The sequence below is a fragment of the Myxacorys chilensis genome, assembly GCF_059505265.1.
Genome location: NZ_JCACKG010000293.1, coordinates 1 through 17,359, shown reverse-complemented (window position 1 = coordinate 17,359; position 17,359 = coordinate 1). Strand labels below are relative to the sequence as shown.

Genomic DNA, 17,359 nt, shown 5'->3' with positions numbered 1-17,359 from the left:
TCGCTAAGCAGACCGAATCAGACTAGAAATGATTTGAATTAATCTCTGCGGTTCTATTGGTTTAGAAAGGTGTTTCTGGAACCCTGCTGCCAGCGCCTGTTGCTGATTCATTTCCCCAGCATAAGCCGTTAGCGCGATCGCTGGCATTTGCCCTCCTTGTTCTGGTGTTAACGTTCTCACCTGCTGGATCAACATATAGCCATCCATATCTGGCATGCCGATGTCACTCAGCAGGACATCAGGCGTTGATTGGGTCAGAACGATCAAGGCTTCGTGGGCTGAAGCAGCGGTTCTCACCTGTGCCCCTTGCTGCTCTAACAGAAACGCTACCAATTCACGAGAATCGGTTTCATCATCCACCACGAGAATGCTGATGTTATTCAAATCGAGAGGCTGCTCAGGCGGTCGCTCGTCCTGATTTGCTTTTGATGCCGTCTGCATTAGCGGCAGCCGGACTACAAACGTTGCTCCCTGCCCTTCTCCGGAGCTTTCAGCCTTAACTGTGCCCCCATGCAGTTCGACGAGGTGACGCACGATCGCTAACCCTAGTCCCAGTCCACCAAACTTACGGGTCGTCGCCCCGTCTTCTTGCCGGAAGTATTCAAACACATAGGGCACAAACTCAGGTTGAATTCCTTTCCCTGTATCGCTCAGGGTAATTTGAGCTTGATTCTCCACCTGTTCTAATTGCACTGTCACTTGGCCCCCTGCGGGAGTGAATTTAACAGCATTGGAAAGCAGATTCCAAATCACTTGCTGTAAACGAGTCGCATCGCCAGACACGTTTCCCACTTCTGGGTTAAGACGAGCTTCGACTTGGATCGATTTTGCTTCTGCTGCAAGTCGCATCGTTTCCATCGCCGCTCGAATCACCACCGCTAAATTGACCGAACTCACCGTAAGGGAGAGTTTGCCCTGTAGAATCCGGGAAACATCTAGCAGATCTTCAATCAATTCCGATTGCAGGTTGGCGTTCCGTTCGATCGTCTTCAAGGCGTGTTGGGTTCTTGTCGCGTCTAGATTGCCGTTCTGCAATAGTTTTGACCAACCGAGAATGGGGTTGAGCGGCGATCTCAGTTCATGCGACAACACGGCCAAAAACTCATCCTTAATGCGGTTCGCCGCTTGAGCTTCCTCTTGTGCTGCTTCAGCGGTCGATCGCGCTTGCTGCTCCGCTTCGTAGAGTTGGGCATTCTCGACCGCCACCGATGCCATTTGGGCAAGCTGTACCAAGATTGATTCGTCCGCTTCCGTAAACTCCCCCTCGTATTTGTCTGAAAGCTGCATCAACCCAATATTATGTCCGTCTCGTCCGACTAGGGGGGCGGCTAACCAGCCTCGCATCGGAGGATGCTTGTCTGCTTCTTTGCCAAACCCTCTCCAGCCAGGATGGGCTTCTAGTTCGTCTTGAGTCATCCGCATCGAGTGGTTGAGATGGCAAACACAGGCATAGATGCCAGTTCCATCGGTTGGTGCATTGTAGTCTCGCCACTGAGCGTACTTATCTGACAGGTGAATCGTGTTGATTGCCTGTGCCCAGTTTTGATCGATCGTCAGGCTGGTGACAGATTGGTGAGCACCGATGATGGATACGGCTTGATTGGTAATCACTTGCAAGACTTCTTCCACTGAAAGCGCCGAATTGATGGCTAGAGCTGCGCTGGTGAGTCCCTGCATCTGGTGAACATAGTGTCGTTCGTTGGCAAGGAGTTGTTCGCGTTCGGCTTCCGCTTGTTTGCGATCGCTGATGTCCTTAAAGAGAATTGCCACTTTGCGATCGTGCGGCTCGCCAACGCGGAAGGCGTAAACATCGTAAAAACGCCCAAGTGCATCGGCACGGTTTTCAAACCGCGCGGGTACACCCGTTAGCGCAATTTTGCCGTAAATCTCAAACCAGTGTGCGTCGTGCTGCGGCACTAACTCGCGCATTGTTTTGCCGATCGCGTCCACAAGTCCCGTGTGTTTCTCAAACGCCGGATTGACTTCCAGAAAGCGGTAATCGTTTGGGTTTCCGGTTTCATCAAACAAAACTTCGATGAGGCAAAAGCCTTCGTCTATCGACTCGAACAGTGTGCGATATTTTTCTTCTGAACGGCGAATGACTTCTTCCGCCTGTTTGCGATCGGTCACGTCCCCCGCCGCTCCAAACCATTCAATGATTTCACCCTGTGCATCCAGCAGCGGGATTGCGCGAGAGAACGTCCAGCCTACCGTACCGTCCAATCGAATGATTCGGTGTTCTAACTCAAAGGTACTTTTAGTACGGATGGCTTCCCGAATAGTAGTCAGCACCTGTGGCTGATCCTCTCGGAGAATATACTTTTCAAGCCACATATGGCTTGAAGTCTCCGTACTCGCCAGGAAATTCTTGCCTTTGAGATAACGCATCTTGCTCCAATCCGCGCTCATTCTATAGATCATGTCTGAGCTAGCGGTGATGAATAAGCGGAACCGTTCTTCTGATGCACGCAAGTTCTCTTCTGCCTGCTTGCGTTTGTCTTCGCTCCGCCTGCGATCGGTGATATCCCGCGAAATGCACAGTAGCCGTTCAACCTGCCCATCTATGCCTCGAATGGGGCTGATTTTGCAATCCCACCACTTGGGTTGGCCGGTCATCGTTGGGCAATACCCTTGAAAGGTGCAAACCTCGCCTGCTTTTGCCCTAGCGATCGCTTCCGTTGCTGCTTGCCGATCCGCGCCTTCCCAAAATTCTGTCCAGAATGTGTTGAGGCACGGGTTTATATCCTCGATGCACAACAACGCTTGCCCCCCTCGGCTTATGAACAGCAATCGCCCCTCTAAGTCCAATACCTTGATGCAGTCACCGCTACTGTCGAAGATTTGCTGACTCAACTCCTGGCTCTGGTGCAATGCTACTGCTGCGTCCTGTGCAGGTTCCTGTGATCGCGGCGCGTCCTCAACCTTCTGGCGCACCTGCTGTATGCTTTGGAGGGCAGCAGCGGCAAAGCCAGCTAAACGGGTCATCAACCGCTGATCCTCTAAGTCAAATCGATGTGCCTCATCGTGGGATAGAAGCCACAGCGTGCCTAAGGGTTGACGGTTTACGCACAGCGGAATTATCAATCCTTCGACGATCGGACACTGGGGATGGTGCAGATAGGTGAAGTAGCGTTCAGGATAGGCATATAGTTGGGGCTGGTTACTGCGAAGAGTGGTGCCACAGAGACTAAAATCACCTGGGGTTGTGGTTTGCTCCAAATTCGCAAATGCTCCTGCGGTTCCGTTGGAGTTGGGCTTTGCGCTAATCGCGACCCAGCGAAAGACGGATTCACCATTGGGCGCATCCAGTAAGCTGACTCCCGCAGTGCCCGCTTGAGTGAGATCAAGCACGATCCCAACGAGGGTTTTGAGCATCGCCTGCGGATCGTCCGTGAGCTGTTGGGCAAGGATTTGAAGCGCTTGGATTTCGGCTGCTAAATCGGGCTGCCTAGCTGGACGACTCGCCAAGGCTGCTGTCATAAGGACATCGGCTTCAGTGATGCCCAGAGTAGTATTTTGAGATGAACTACTGCCTGAAGGGACAGAGCGCTGGAGTCTATCAGTCATATCGTCTCTGTCCTTACTGTGAAAAGTATTTGGCGAAAAGTATTTGGCAAGCAGATCTTTGCCAAGGTCGCCCATCTGATGCAGCAATTGCTCAATCTGCTTCAATGCGAGCACGTATCCGTGTAGCGAAGCGATCGCTAAAGGCTTCGTCCGCCCGTTCTCTCAACGATTAACGCTTTGACATGAAACTCCTAGCTTCGTCGCAAACTTGGCTTGTGAGAGTTATAAGCGTTGCCGCGTTTCCCGCACGGGATCTGCCAGCGTTGGTTGTTCGATTTCTTGGGAGTTTCGCTTTGCGCTAATCACAGCCATAAAGCACGAGCCAGTGAATTGTATTCACTAGATATGACATGTGGTATATCAACTGTCTTCTCTCGTAAGACACAGGGAATACAAGCTAACCCTTTATGTATAGAAAACTGGTGTTGCTGAGTCCGGGTATGAATCGATAGAATCGCTCTCACCCTAGCCCTCTCCCGCAGGAGAGGCAGGGCTGTTTCATTGTCATCAGGAGAATATCTGAAAGTCGCAAGCCCTCGTTTGTGAGGTTTAGAAAATTCAAGAACGCTGGACGAGGCAATCGAGTGTGCAAATTCTCATTCCTGACAATAAAACAGCCCCACTATGGTTCCGGCAGCTTATCGAGCGGATGTCCTGTTACCTCGCGATCGCAGTTAATCATTCAGCGCAGCCGGTGGTACGGCCGGGAGAATTTGGGAACCGTGACGGTGAACGGTTCCGGATACGAACAGTCCATCTCCTACGATTGCGCTGGCACTCGAAAGCACGACCGCTCAAACACAATTTATCTCGGCTACGTTTTCTAAATGCATAAACATACAAAGCGAATCGTGAGGAATTAACAAGGCATCTGATTCATCCTTTCGCTGATTGCGATTGCACGATTAATCAGATCTTGTTCTGAGATTAAATCCCTAACTTGAAACCAAATCCTGGATGAGGATTTTATCGGATTCATCTGATCAATATCAACAAGGAGAACAAACTGTGAATTTAACTAACCTTCGTGTTTCTGAGACAATGACGACCAAGAAAGGTTTCGCAAAATTTATCTATCTCACTGCTGCTGTTGCGACTGCTGCTGTCTCTCTTCCGATTATGACCGCTGTTCCAGCCTCCGCTGCCTTAGCACCCAGATGCGTGAAAGTCGTCGAGCACGTAGAGGGAAGCGGCATCACTGGCAGAGACAAAGTTATTTTGCGAAACGATTGCCGAACAACTCAGCGAGTGAAGATTATTACCGCTTTTGGACGCGATATGCCGTGTATGTCTCTCGTCCCTAGCCAGACGGATGGCTACACCTGGCCTGCTCACCCAAGACAGTTTGATCGAGTCGATAAGTGTTAACGTCGCCGGAGCGATCGCTCCCACTACAAGAAGGTGCGATCGCTCCCACATGTCTTGTGTTGTTTCCTTGCAATTGCTAACCAAGTTTAAGGGAGACATCAAATGCAGTTTCATTACATGAATTACCAACGAGTTGGGTATTTTGGCTATCGGCTTTATAGCTTGGGATGGCGGAGCAGGGCTGTTTCCTTGTAGGGAAAAAAACCTTCTCGAACTGATTGGCGAACTGCCGTTTGGCAGCAGCCATCGAAACGAACTGGAATTTGTTGCAGATGTGCAATCAAGCTCGTGGGAATTGAAGCCAAGCCACAACACTGCTGAGGTTTAGCTTTTCTACACTGACAATGAAACAGCCCTGCCTCTTCCGCAAGAGAGGGATTGGGGGTGATTCATACTTACATTGGGGAATTAACAGAATTTTTACTCGTCTAGTGTCTTGGCTTGAGCTATGCAAGAATACAAGCCAGACGGCACAAGGAGTTCGTAGATAATGATTGCTATATAAGAGACAACTGTCCGATGTCCGACAACTGTACAATAACTAAACAATGGCTGAAATTAAACAGTGGCTGAGCGAGTCGCGGTAGAAACGACATCGATCGCACCTCATCCCACGCTGTTTTCGTTTAACGTTACTGGTTTTGGAAGTTGCGCGATGAATGCCCACATTCTAGTCATCGAAGACGAAGTTAATTTAGCGCGATTTGTCGAATTAGAACTGAGTAGCGAAGGCTATCGCGTCAGCGTGGCCCATGACGGCATGACCGGACTCGTACAAGCCCGTGAGTCAATGCCCGATTTAGTGGTTCTCGACTGGATGTTACCCGGACTTTCTGGAGTAGAACTCTGTCGCCGCTTACGCTCAACGGGGTGCAACGTTCCCGTAATCTTGTTAACGGCAAAAGATGAAGTCAGCGATCGTGTGGCTGGACTGGATGCCGGAGCGGATGATTATATGGTTAAACCGTTTAGCATTGAGGAACTGCTCGCAAGAGTCCGTGCCCATCTGCGCCGCACGCAGGAAACAGATGACGGTGGATTGCAGTTTGAGGATTTGAAGCTCAATCGACGGACGCGCCAAGTGCATCGCGGCGATCGCGCGATCGAACTAACGGCTAAAGAATTTGACCTACTCGACTACCTGATGTCTCGTCCGCGCCAAGTGTTTACCCGAGATCAAATTCTCGAAACCGTTTGGGGTTACGATTTTATGGGCGATTCCAACATCATTGAAGTGTATGTTCGCTATCTGCGACTGAAGCTGGAAGAACAGAGTGAGAAGCGCCTCATTCACACCGTTCGAGGCGTTGGGTATACCCTGCGAGAGTAGCATTGTTTCACAAATCTGCGAACCACTCATAGCTATCAAGAAAATTTTCTAGGATGTGGAGCACTGCACTAGAAATTAAATTGTTCAAAAGCGAAAACAGTACGAAAAACTTACGGAGTAGCTTGGGGAACAGAAGGTTGAACCGTGCAAGGCTTTTGCTCACACTGCAACTCATAGAGCTTTTGCACATAAGGTTCTTGCCAGCTTAGAGGAACTTCTAGCAACGCCTGAGTTCCTGTGAAACCTTGCCCAAAAAATAACAGAAGAGCAACACCATTCAAAACAATGTGAACAGTACGCCAATGATTTTTCTTGTCTTGGTAAATGCTTTGTACGATCGCTAAAGCAAAAATCATTAGCAATGCAGCCGTCATACCGTAGTAATAGTGGGAGACGTACCACTGATCCGTTTTACGATAAACTCCCTCCTGACAGCCCAACACAACCAAGCCCATACCCGTCAATGTGGCAAATATGGCACGCCACTGTTTTTGTTTGGCTTGATATAGCAAGACAAAAGACGCGATCGTTGCTATAAACATCAGTCCAACAAACAGCACCTTGAGCGGCGCTGTACTCCAACGTTGCGTTTCTACCACATTGCTAACAATGTCGTGTGCAAGTGCTAGTAAAACAGCCACAACAACGCTTCCCGTGAGCCAACGACCAATCTGCACATGCTCCTGTCCAACGACGGGAGGAATTTTGCTTTTTCCGTCACTTGGGGTTTTCAGTCGTCGTTGCCGGACTTGCAGACCCCGGTGAACCACAATGCCAATCATGGGAAACACAACCGCGATCGCAAACAACGGATGGAGCAGCAGTAGTAAATCTTTGTTCATGGGAAGCCTCTAACGGAGTAACGGGTTAGCGCAATCTAGCGAACACTTGCGTTCGTAGCAGTTTGCAACGGTGCATATCCGAACGTGGCATTTGCCATGCGACACCAAATTCCAACAGACTTAAACTTGCTAACATCAACAGCGGCTGGAATGGGGTAACGCTGTTGGCCGTTGAACTTCTCCAATTTGCCCAGATTTACATACTGCGTGCGATCGGCATACTGTGCAGGAGGTTTGTTGGAGGGATCAAGCACAACGTGTAAATCAGGCCCTTGATCGCTGGTTTGGAACGCAGAATCAAACACGAGATAACGCTTGCCGTTTTCGACCATAATTCGAGCGGTTCCAGTCGTCGGCTTTTCGGCTGCTACAAACGTTCCGGTAGCGGCAATCCTAGCGGGCTGTACCGCAATAGTCATTTGACGTTGGCCAGTCTGATCTCGATACATGCTGCCGCTCGTCACAGGTCTTTGGGCTTGAACAGCATCGGTGATGATGTTAGTTGCAACGGGAAGTGCAACCGCGATCGCAGAAACGATACCTAACGGAATGAATTGCTTAATCATCATTGTGTTACTCCAAAGAAGCGGGCTGACTTATCGATTAAGCCGTCTTTAGGCTTGAACCCATACTCGCCCTGCAACTTGGATTTAAGCTGAGTTTTTTCTGAGAGTTTCCCTTCACTTCTCTGAGAAACCTCTCAGGAAGGGCTACAGGAACATTCAGCTTCACCCCACAAACTAGAAACACGATTGAGTTGACTGCTCTCATGAACGGTTACAACTCACTAGCAAAACGGTAGAGATGAGAGTAAACATGGGTAGTACATACCATCAGCTGATTCTAAAGCCTTGGAGTAAGATTCCATTGCCTCGACTGGCCACGTTTGTCATGCTGAGCGTGGTTGCGATCGCGGCCCTGATCGTGACCGCTTGGTTTGCTGGAGAGGGAACCATTCGAATCCTTTTTGAACGTCTCAATGCTGGTCAGGAAATGCCGCCCATGTGGTTAATGGCTCCAAAGGTGGCGGGCGAATATCTGCTGTTTTGGGCAGTGATGTTGATGCTGATTGTACTGACCATTACCAAAGTTTCTCCGCGTCCGCGTCCTTGGTCGAGAGTCCTAGTCGTCGGCATTCTGTCTGTTCTAACCGTTCGCTACTTGGTGTGGCGATCGCTCTCAACGCTCAACCTCAGTGATCCGCTGAATGGGGTATTCAGCTTAGGACTGTTCTTTCTAGAGCTGCTGATGTTAGGAGGTGGCATCCTTCAGCTTGTCTTGCTGCTGCGAGTCAAAGATCGACGAGCCGAGGCAGATCGAGCCTCTGCTATGGTTCGCGATTGGCTAGGCCAATCTCCGGGGTTGGTTTTACCAAATCTGAAGGATCGCCCGCTTGCACCCAGCGTTGACGTTTTGATTCCTACGTATAATGAACCGCCGTTTATCTTGCGACGAACCATTATTGGCTGTCAGGCGTTGGACTATGAACCTAAAACAATTTATTTGCTGGATGACCAGCAGCGATTGGATGTGAGGGCACTGGCCGCAGAATTAGGATGTCACTACATCGCCAGATCTGATAATCGTCATGCGAAAGCGGGCAATTTGAATCACGCCCTGAGTTACACAAACAGTGAACTGATTGTCGTATTTGACGCAGACTTCATTCCGACCAAAAATTTTCTCACCCGAACGGTTGGCTTTTTTCAAGATCCACAAGTCGGTTTGGTGCAAACCCCTCAAACGTTTTACAATGCTGACCCGATCGCCCGCAATCTTGGGTTAGAACACATTCTCACGCCTGAAGAAGAAGTGTTTTATCGCCAGATTCAACCGCTCCGTGATGCGGTAGGGGGTGTCATTTGTGCGGGTACTTCGTTTGTGGTGCGTCGTTCTGCTTTAGTTGAATCAGGCTGCTTTTTCACGGGGGCGCTGAGCGAGGATTATTACACAGGCATTCGTTTGGCTGCAAAAGGCTATCATCTCGTCTACCTGAATGAGAAACTGAGTGCAGGTCTTGCGGCAGAAAACATCTCAGCCCAAGCGCTTCAGCGACTTCGATGGGCGCGAGGAACGCTGCAAGCATTTTTTGTGAGCGCAAATCCGCTCACGATTCGGGGTTTACGCCCAATGCAGCGACTTGCCCATTTAGAAGGGATTTGGCATTGGTTTACTAGCCTTTCGCGCGTTGGATTTTTATTAATTCCCTTAGCGTATTCGTTTCTAGGTGTGATTCCGGTGCGGGCAACTACGACTGATGTTTTGTACTATTTTCTGCCTTATTATCTTGTTCAACTCACGACATTTTCCTGGCTCAATCATCGCTCTCGATCGGCGTTTCTATCGGATTTATATACATTAGTATTGGCGTTTCCGTTAGCACTCACGGTTATTCAAGTCATGTTGAATCCGTTTGGTCAAGAGTTTCGAGTGACGCCGAAAGGAACGGTTAGCGATCGCTTTCAATTCAATTGGCAACTTGCTCTGCCCTTGATCATCGTATTTATCGCAACAGCAGTTAGTTTATGGACAAATTTAGGTCATTCTGTTGTGTTCAGCATGGCGCAACCGACGATGACGCCGGATGCTGTCGAGCAGATGAAAGGCATTAGCCTGGGGTGGGTTTGGAGTGCCTATAATCTTTTGGTACTGGCAATTGCGCTCCTGATTTTGATCGATGCTCCTCGTCCTCACAGTGATGAATGGTTTGATTTGCAGCGTCCCGTCAGGCTAAAGGTAGGAGAAACGCTTTTTTGGGGATTTACAACAAAAATCTCAGAAGGGGGGGCAGAAGTTGCCTTGACGCAGAAAAATGCTCTGACCATGAGCGATGCGGTTCAACTTGACTTACTGGACGATCACTTATCTCTACAAGGGCAAATCATCCACACCGGATTCGAGAATGAATTTCCTACCGTACAGATTCGCTTCGATTCTCTACCGCTCGATCAAGAACGTCGCTTCATTGAACTGTTGTTTTGTCGTCCTGGACAGTGGCGCAGTCGGTGTTCGCCCGGAGAACTTCAATCCCTTTGGCTATTGGTTCAGATCTTGCTCAAACCTCGCGTCATCTTTGATCGCAGCACTCAGATCCGCACTATATCTGTTGCTCAAGTGTAATTTCTCGGTTCGCGATCGTTTCCGCTAAAGTGAAGATGATGAGCATGCCTACTGTTTTTATACTAGATGGTTGTTATTTATTACTCGACTGATTACTTGATAAGTAGGATTGGTTCATGAGACTGATGCACCGCTTTGGAGAATCAATTCGTCACTTCAAGCAAGGGCATCTAGATCCGTCTTCGCTACAATTTCGTCTGACGTTAGAAGTCGCTGCGCCATTGATTCTAGGGTTAGGGAGCGTGGCTCTCTGGACAAGCTGGAAGATGCAGCAAATTCTGATTACAACTCACTTGCAAAGCGTTGACTATATTGCCGATCGGTTTCCGCGAGATGTGCAGATCTACAGCGAAATGTTGCCCCTCGAAGCGGGACTGCAAAAAACGATCGATAATGTCTCTGTTCCAGGCTTACTGATTTGGGTCAAAAGTCCCAGTGGCAAGCTGCTGGCCCGATCAAATGACTTGAATACTGCTTCTATTTCTATACCTGAATTAATGTCCTTCGCGGAAATGCCACTCAAGCCTGAGGTCTACCCGGTTAGCAATCGCGCCCTAGTGTTATCCCAACGACCGATCAGGATCAATGGAAATCCGCTTGGAACCGTCTATCTGGCGCGGGATATTACTGAGGAAAACCGTCAGTTGGTGGCTGCAGTTCAAGGTCTGGCGCTGGTGTGCGGGCTTGCTATGATCGCGATTATGATTGCGATCGCGATTCGGATTCGACAAGCGCTGCGCCCGTTGCAAGAAATGAGCCAAATTGCAGGCGCAATTTCAGCCGAAGATTTGAAGGAAGCGCAATTACAGTTGAGCCATGCCCCGCGTGAGGTCAAAGAACTGGCTCAAACGTTTAACATGATGTTGTCTCGGCTCTCTGACTCGTGGGAACAACAACGCGAGTTCGTTAGTAATGTGTCTCACGAATTACGCACTCCGCTAACGGTTGTATTCGGCTATCTCCAAAGTCTGCTCAGGCGCGGTACAAACTTGAATGACTACCAGCGAGAAGCGTTGGAAACTGCCGCCTCTGAAGCCGATCGCACGGTTCGGTTACTGCAAGATTTGCTCGATCTGGCGCGGGCCGATAGTGGCTATGCTCGCGTTCAGTTGGAGAGCGTGCCGCTCCGAGAATTGCTCCAAGAAGTGGCAAGTATGGCAGAAAGATTCAGCAACCGCTCTATTCTGATTACTGCTCCAAAGGATGTTAGCGCCATTGCGAATCGCGATCGCTTAAAACAAGTGTTGCTCAATCTGATTGACAATGCGGTGAAGTACTCGACTCCAGACCAAGACGTAGTGTTGGAGTTGCAGCATACCGAGCGACAGGCGACCATTCAGGTGCGCGATCGCGGCATTGGCATTCCCTTGCTGGATCAAAGCCGAATTTTTGAGCGATTCTACCGCGTGGATGAGGCTCGCAGCCGCTCTACAGGTGGGCACGGATTGGGACTTGCGATCGTCAAAACCCTAGTTGAAGGAATGGGTGGCACGATTATGATAAAGTCTAAACTCGCTGAAGGCAGCACGTTTACGATTGCTTTGCCCCTAGGGAGCGAGAACCCATAGGGAGCGAGAATTAGTACAACAACGCTTGAGATAACGAGACCCTCTGAATGCAGTCTATTCTTACCAACGACTTTCAAACCCAAGCCAAAATTCTCGGCAGCCTCATCGCTCTGATGTGGGGACTAGAGATTTTTGATCAACTGCTGCTGCAAAATCGTTTAAATCTTCTAGGGATTCGTCCCCGGAACCAAACTGGGCTGCGCGGGATTTTGTTTGCACCGTTGCTGCACGGCACTTGGAACCATTTAACAGCGAATACTGTTCCGTTTGTGGTTTTGGGTTGGTTTGTGATAGTTAGAGGCATTGAGGAGTTTGCGATCGCAACTGCCGTTCCTTGGGTGTTGAGCGGGTTAGGGGTTTGGCTGTTTGCCGGACGCAACACGCTACACGTGGGCGCGAGTGGCGTTGTTTTTGGCTACTTTGGATTCCTGCTGTCGCGGAGCTATTTTGAACAAGATTTGTTGTCGGCGGCCATTTCACTGATTGTTGTTTTGCTTTATGGCCCGCTCATTTGGGGTGTTTTGCCCACGCGACGTGGAATATCGTGGCAGGGGCATTTGTTTGGGTTTGTTAGTGGCGTTCTCACAGCTCGCTATCTGCCCGAATTAACCCAATGGCTAGAAATGGCTTTAAAGGGTTTTGATGCTAGATGACATTGATTACGAGGGTTTGTGTCAGTACACCATTGCCTCCAGTTTGCTGACTGATTTGAGTGCCAAGACCTGTAAACTGTACCTGGACAGAGGACTGAGCAGGGGCATAGCGTCCTAGAATTTTGATCGTTTGTTTCCCTCTAGAAAGGTAGGGCGATAGATTGAGCGTCGCTCCCTGCTTCCTAAACTGTCGAATGATCTTGCCGTTAACAGTGATCGTCCCACTTAATTCGGTATTTGCTGTAGCGCTCACTTCTAGAATGCAAGGCGTCTTCAGTTCGGTAGAGTCAAGATTAATCGTGGTGGTTTGATTTTGAGAGGAATCAGTACTCTGCTGCGTGGAGGTGCTTGTTTGATTGATCTGAGTTAAAGTACCTGCGATCGCAGTGCTAGTAGTCGCTGATGTTGCAATCCAAACCATAGAACAAACCAACGTTTCCGTGTTCATCGCTTTGCACGCCACTTGATTAAGATATTTGATCAAAACATTTCTGTGAACTCATGTACAAGCTACATTTGGCACAAATCAATTCTTTGTCGAATTTTATTTCTATCCCCGATCGCAGATGCATTTTGTTCAGCAATCTGTAGCTGCTGTAGTTGCGCTTCTACCGCTTCTGCACCCGGTTTGCAACAAAATTTGATTCTTTGCTGAATTTTATTCTTTTCCCCGATCGCCGTTGCGTTTTGAATCGCGCTTTGATTAATTTGCGCGTCTAAAGCTTCTGAGTTCCGATCTAGCTTCTTACAAAACTTGACTCTCTGCTGGATTCTATTTTTATCACCACTATTCACTACGTTTTGCTCAACGTTTTGGTTAAGTTGCGCGGTAATGCCTTCCACTGGAATTGCCAGAGTCGCAATGCCAAACACAGTAATAGGCAAGAGCTTGTAGAAACGCAACATTTTTGTACCTTCTGGTGATTGTATTTTGTTGACTATCGTGGGTTAGCGAATCTACTAACGCTATAGATGCAAGATCTCTAACGTTAGTAGATTCTTCAGACTAATGCTGATTCCTGCTCACACAATAAGTGAAGGAAGCAACACTGTTATTTAGTTATCTGGTCTTCTGGAGTTGTAGATTAAGCTGCTGAAGTTTCTGCTCAACTCGGTTCAGCTTCCCAACGACCACTGCATCTTGCTGAGCATTCTGGTAGTTATCTTGAGTGTTGGCTCCACCTTGGTTATTGGCTCCGCCTCGATTTTCGGCTCGACGTTGCTGCCGTTGTTGTCTTTTCTGCAATTGCTCGTTGACCTGCGCAATTTCTTGCTTCACTTGGTTCAGTTCGCCAACTACGATCGCATTTTGTCGAGCATCTTGGAAGTTTTGCTGATTGTTCGCGCCGCTTCTATTATTGCCGTTTCTGGGATAAGTATTGGCGTCTCTGGGATTCTTTTGTAGCTGCGAGTTCACTTGGTCAATCTTTTGCTGAACTAGATTGAGTTTGCCAATCACTTCAGCCGTTTGTTCTGCGGTTTGAAGATTGTCTTGGGTTCCGCCCGGTTGCCCTGGTTGTCCTGTTTGAATCTGATCATTGACCTGCGAAATGCTCTGGGTAATTTCGTTGAGGTCTCCAACTACCTTGGCATCCTGCGTTGCACTCTGGGTATTTTGCTGATTTTGCTGAGTTGGGGACTGCGCGTTGGAGGGCGTTGCTAGAGCAGCGGAAGCAAGTGCGATCGCAGATGCTAAACCAATAAAAGAAGATAGTTTCATGTCAAAGAGTCCTGAAAAACATTGATGAACTCCTACCATCCTGTCAGTTCGGATCGGTGGCGAAATCTCTCTTTTGAGGCAATCTTCAAAGCGGATTTTTACCACTATTAGCAGATGAATGAAAGGTTCCTGACGAAAGTTACAACCTCATTTCTTGTATCTAGAAAAATGCTCTCTGCAGAGCTATGTCTAGAAGCCGATTGCGCTTTTGCAGCAAGTTAAGTAAAGGAAGCAGATGAGCTAAGCGATCGCTTTAGAGACTGTTTATAAATGATGTTGCAGCATTCTTCGACTGGTGAGTTCGCCGATTGTTGCCTAATCGTCTAATCATCAATCGAATCATCACTACATAAACTATACCTTTGTGATTTTCGGGTAATCCTTTGTAATCTCGACATCGCTCTAGCATTGTCTAACCAAGCAAACGGTAAAGTTAGTCCTTAAGATCTCAGGTCTTACAGCATGATTCCTTGCTATGAATAGAAAGCTTTTTCTAAAGCATTGCTCCTTGGTCACGATGAATGGTTGCTTCGCGGTGATAGACACTTGCTTGATGACGATGGACAGTTGCTTAGTGTCAATGGGACAGTTGCTTCGCGGTGATAGACAGTTGCTTCGCGGTGATGGACAGTTGCTTCGCTTTGATAGACCGTTACTTCACACCGATGCATCGTTCTGTTGTGTCCATGAAATCAGGCTTGTTGCTGATGGGTACATTCTATTGTTTAGAAGAACTGTTGCTTCACCAAAAAGAAACGTTCCTATCTTGAGATAGAAACGTTGTGTCACCCAATGAATTGAAGCAGTTTAGAGGAAGGCTCTCCGATCGCGAGTGATCAAGAAGCCTCAACAGGGATGGATTCTGAATTGGACTCCGCTGTATCTCTCTTACTACGACGGGCAAACTGTTGCCTGAGTTGCTCCACAACAATCTTCATCCCTGGCAGATCGTCATGAGCTTTAACGGCGTCGTAAACCTTCAGAGCGGCTGTGTACGCCTCACCTTGGGCAGCAAAAAAGGTGTCATCGACCAAGCTTTGCAGTTCATTGAGTGCAATTAGTACTGGATAGAGTTCCTCTATCAACTTCACATCTTTGTACATTTCTTGCACATCAAACGATCGCGGCAGACAATCTGAATGTTGCTGTGCGGCAGTTAAGCAATTGAGCATAAAGCCTCGGCTACGGTCGCCAACTTTCGGTGAGGTTTTGCGTTCTTCTGCGCTCAAATGCACCAGAAACGGCATGGCTTGTTTGATCGTGTCGATCGCGCCCATGACGGCTTGACGATCTTCTGGGCTTAAAGTGGCACTGACTCGGTTTAATGTCATATATATTACACACAAAGGTAGTCTTTACTTAGATAACCTTGCTTCTGGTGTATTGTCGAGGGGGTGAGACACCCTACGATCGCATAGTATGGGGAACAAGCCCGTTCTACCATTGCCCGATCGATGTTTTCTCAGTTTCAGTCCTATCTTCAGTCGATCGCGACGACTTATAAAAAGTCGTCAGAACCCTACACGCCGACAGACGCTCAGGGCAGAGAAAATATTAGAGCAAAACAGTCTGCCCCGTTTGACTTTGGCTTGATGGTGCAGACGGTGAAGCGGGAGGAGCGAGAACAGCAGAACGAAGAAAAGGTTGAACGATTCCCAGTTCTCGAAGGGATTCGCCAGTATGCAGACCAGCACGTTTTGCTCGTTGGGCGACCAGGTTCAGGAAAGTCTACGGCGTTAGCACGGTTGATGCTGGAAGAGGCGGAGGCAGCCCTTACCCCCAGCCCTTCTCCTAAGCTTGGGAGAGGGGAGGAAGAATGGCGAATCCCAGTGTTGGTGGAATTGCGTTACTGGCAAAGCTCGATCGAACAATTAATTCTCAATTCGTTGACTCGTCACGGGCTATCGGCTGACCAATTTGAAGCGGTACTGTCTCGATCTCTGCTCCTATTTGATGGGGTGAATGAATTGCCGTCAGAGGAAGCACGATCGCAGCTTTCAGCCTTTCGCCGCAATCATCCCAAACTGCCGATGATCTTCACCACGCGGGATTTGAGCCTTGGGGGAGATCTCGGCATTGAAAAGAAATTAGAAATGCAGCCGCTGACGGAAGCGCAGATGCAAGCGTTTGTTCAAGCGTATTTGTCGCTAGAACAAGCAGAACAGATGCTGCGGCAATTGAAAGAGCGATTGCGAGAGTTTGGACAAACACCGTTGTTGTTGTGGATGCTGTGTGGATTGTTTCAGCAGACGGGCACGATTCCAGAGAATTTGGGGATGGTGTTTCGGGAGTTTACCCAAGGCTATGAGCGGTATTTGAAAGAGGATGTGCGGATTGAGAGCGATCGCGGTTGGTGGAAGCCTGTGCTGCAACAGTTGGCGTGGGTGATGATGCAGGGGGAAAAGCCGACGGAGATTCGGGTTGCGATTGGGAAAGAAGAGGCGGTGAGAGCGATCGCGCAATTTCTGAATGGGAAAGTGGCGTATGCAGAAGACTTTGCGCGGAAGTGTCTGCGGGATTTGCAGAAGCATCATTTGATTCAGGCAGGAACGAACCCTGAGGAGCTAGAGTTTCGGCATCAATTGATTCAGGAATATTACGCGGCGGAGTCTTTGCTGAATGGAGTTGCTGGGCAAGAGGATGAGTTACTAAAGCGGGATTTTTTAAATTATCTGAAGTGGACAGAGCCTGTGGCGTTGATGTTGGCATTAGTAGAGGATGAGACGCAGACGGTTCGAGTTGTGAAGCTGGCGTTGGAGGTGGATTGGAGATTGGGAGCAAGACTAGCGGGAGAAGTGAAGCGGGAGTTTCAGGAGCAGACTGTCGGACTGGTCAATGCTTTGAACGTGACGAATTGGTTAAAGATTAAGCTTCTGGGAGAGACGCGATCGGACTGTAGCATTGAGAGCTTGCTGCAATTCGTGGAAGATTCCGATTCCGCTGTGCGTATGAGGACGGCAGAGGCGTTAGGCAAGGTAGGCAGCGAACAGGCCATTCATGCATTACTGCAACTCGTGGAAGATGCCAATTTCTATGTGCGTAGGAGTGCGGCAGAGGCGTTAGGCAAGGTAGGCAGCGAACAGGCCATTCATGCATTACTGCAACTCGTGGAACATTCCGATTCCGATGTGCGTATGAGGGCGGCAGAGGCGTTAGGCAAGGTAGGCAGCGAACAGGCCATTCCTGCATTA

Annotated in this window: 15 protein-coding genes; 8 read left to right on the top strand and 7 right to left on the bottom strand. The window is 48.9% G+C overall.

What is annotated here, in order from left to right; genetic code table 11:
* Positions 1–3 precede the first annotated feature (3 nt).
* Positions 4–3,567, bottom strand: coding sequence for a PAS domain-containing protein (locus AC5JLB_RS29515; protein ID WP_495877386.1), 3,564 nt, complete (start codon positions 3,565–3,567; stop codon positions 4–6).
* A gap of 542 nt (positions 3,568–4,109) precedes the next feature.
* On the opposite strand from AC5JLB_RS29515, the gene AC5JLB_RS29510 reads away from it, so the two are divergent.
* The 4 genes from AC5JLB_RS29510 (at position 4,110) to AC5JLB_RS29495 (ending at position 6,265) form a co-directional block, all read left to right on the top strand.
* A complete protein-coding gene (locus AC5JLB_RS29510) occupies positions 4,110–4,394 on the top strand; it encodes a hypothetical protein (RefSeq protein ID WP_495877385.1) in 285 nt (94 codons plus the stop codon).
* Between the two features lie 181 nt (positions 4,395–4,575).
* Positions 4,576–4,935: an alpha-amylase inhibitor gene (locus tag AC5JLB_RS29505; protein WP_495877384.1), complete on the top strand. Its 360-nt coding sequence runs from the start codon at positions 4,576–4,578 to the stop codon at positions 4,933–4,935.
* Positions 4,936–5,077: 142 nt separating this feature from the next.
* Positions 5,078–5,263, top strand: a complete 186-nt coding sequence (locus tag AC5JLB_RS29500; RefSeq protein ID WP_495877383.1) for a hypothetical protein — start codon at positions 5,078–5,080, stop codon at positions 5,261–5,263.
* Positions 5,264–5,590: 327 nt separating this feature from the next.
* Positions 5,591–6,265, top strand: coding sequence for a response regulator transcription factor (locus AC5JLB_RS29495; RefSeq protein WP_495877403.1), 675 nt, complete (start codon positions 5,591–5,593; stop codon positions 6,263–6,265).
* A gap of 110 nt (positions 6,266–6,375) precedes the next feature.
* Here AC5JLB_RS29495 and AC5JLB_RS29490 read toward each other — a convergent pair whose 3' ends face one another.
* Together AC5JLB_RS29490 and AC5JLB_RS29485 are read right to left on the bottom strand one after the other, a co-directional pair.
* Positions 6,376–7,107 carry a DUF4079 domain-containing protein gene (locus AC5JLB_RS29490; protein ID WP_495877382.1) on the bottom strand — a complete coding sequence of 244 codons (732 nt, stop codon included), beginning with the start codon at positions 7,105–7,107 and terminating at the stop codon, positions 6,376–6,378.
* Between the two features lie 35 nt (positions 7,108–7,142).
* Entirely contained in the window at positions 7,143–7,676 is a 534-nt protein-coding gene (locus AC5JLB_RS29485) for a DM13 domain-containing protein (RefSeq protein ID WP_495877381.1), read from the bottom strand.
* A gap of 247 nt (positions 7,677–7,923) precedes the next feature.
* Between AC5JLB_RS29485 and AC5JLB_RS29480 the strand changes: the two genes are divergently transcribed.
* From AC5JLB_RS29480 to AC5JLB_RS29470, 3 genes are all read left to right on the top strand, one after another.
* Complete coding sequence (locus AC5JLB_RS29480) at positions 7,924–10,227, top strand: glycosyltransferase (RefSeq protein ID WP_495877380.1); 2,304 nt, start codon at positions 7,924–7,926, stop codon at positions 10,225–10,227.
* A gap of 116 nt (positions 10,228–10,343) precedes the next feature.
* Positions 10,344–11,795, top strand: coding sequence for a sensor histidine kinase (locus tag AC5JLB_RS29475; protein ID WP_495877379.1), 1,452 nt, complete (start codon positions 10,344–10,346; stop codon positions 11,793–11,795).
* A 47-nt stretch (positions 11,796–11,842) separates the two neighbouring features.
* On the top strand, positions 11,843–12,448 hold the full coding sequence (locus tag AC5JLB_RS29470; protein ID WP_495877378.1) for a rhomboid family intramembrane serine protease: 606 nt from the start codon (positions 11,843–11,845) through the stop codon (positions 12,446–12,448).
* Here the strand turns inward: AC5JLB_RS29470 and AC5JLB_RS29465 are convergent.
* The 4 genes from AC5JLB_RS29465 to AC5JLB_RS29450 all read right to left on the bottom strand — a co-directional run bounded on the left by AC5JLB_RS29465 (position 12,441) and on the right by AC5JLB_RS29450 (position 15,499).
* The gene (locus tag AC5JLB_RS29465; RefSeq protein WP_495877377.1) at positions 12,441–12,869 is read right to left on the bottom strand and encodes a hypothetical protein; all 429 of its coding nucleotides are present in this window, start codon (positions 12,867–12,869) and stop codon (positions 12,441–12,443) included. The genes AC5JLB_RS29470 and AC5JLB_RS29465 overlap by 8 nt on opposite strands.
* A gap of 89 nt (positions 12,870–12,958) precedes the next feature.
* On the bottom strand, positions 12,959–13,354 hold the full coding sequence (locus tag AC5JLB_RS29460; protein WP_495877376.1) for a hypothetical protein: 396 nt from the start codon (positions 13,352–13,354) through the stop codon (positions 12,959–12,961).
* A 154-nt stretch (positions 13,355–13,508) separates the two neighbouring features.
* Positions 13,509–14,168: a hypothetical protein gene (locus AC5JLB_RS29455; RefSeq protein WP_495877375.1), complete on the bottom strand. Its 660-nt coding sequence runs from the start codon at positions 14,166–14,168 to the stop codon at positions 13,509–13,511.
* 836 nt (positions 14,169–15,004) lie between these two features.
* On the bottom strand, positions 15,005–15,499 hold the full coding sequence (locus AC5JLB_RS29450) for a hypothetical protein (RefSeq protein WP_495877374.1): 495 nt from the start codon (positions 15,497–15,499) through the stop codon (positions 15,005–15,007).
* Positions 15,500–15,622: 123 nt separating this feature from the next.
* On the opposite strand from AC5JLB_RS29450, the gene AC5JLB_RS29445 reads away from it, so the two are divergent.
* A partial coding sequence (locus AC5JLB_RS29445; RefSeq protein ID WP_495877373.1) for an NACHT domain-containing protein occupies positions 15,623–17,359 on the top strand: 1,737 nt, incomplete at its 3' end.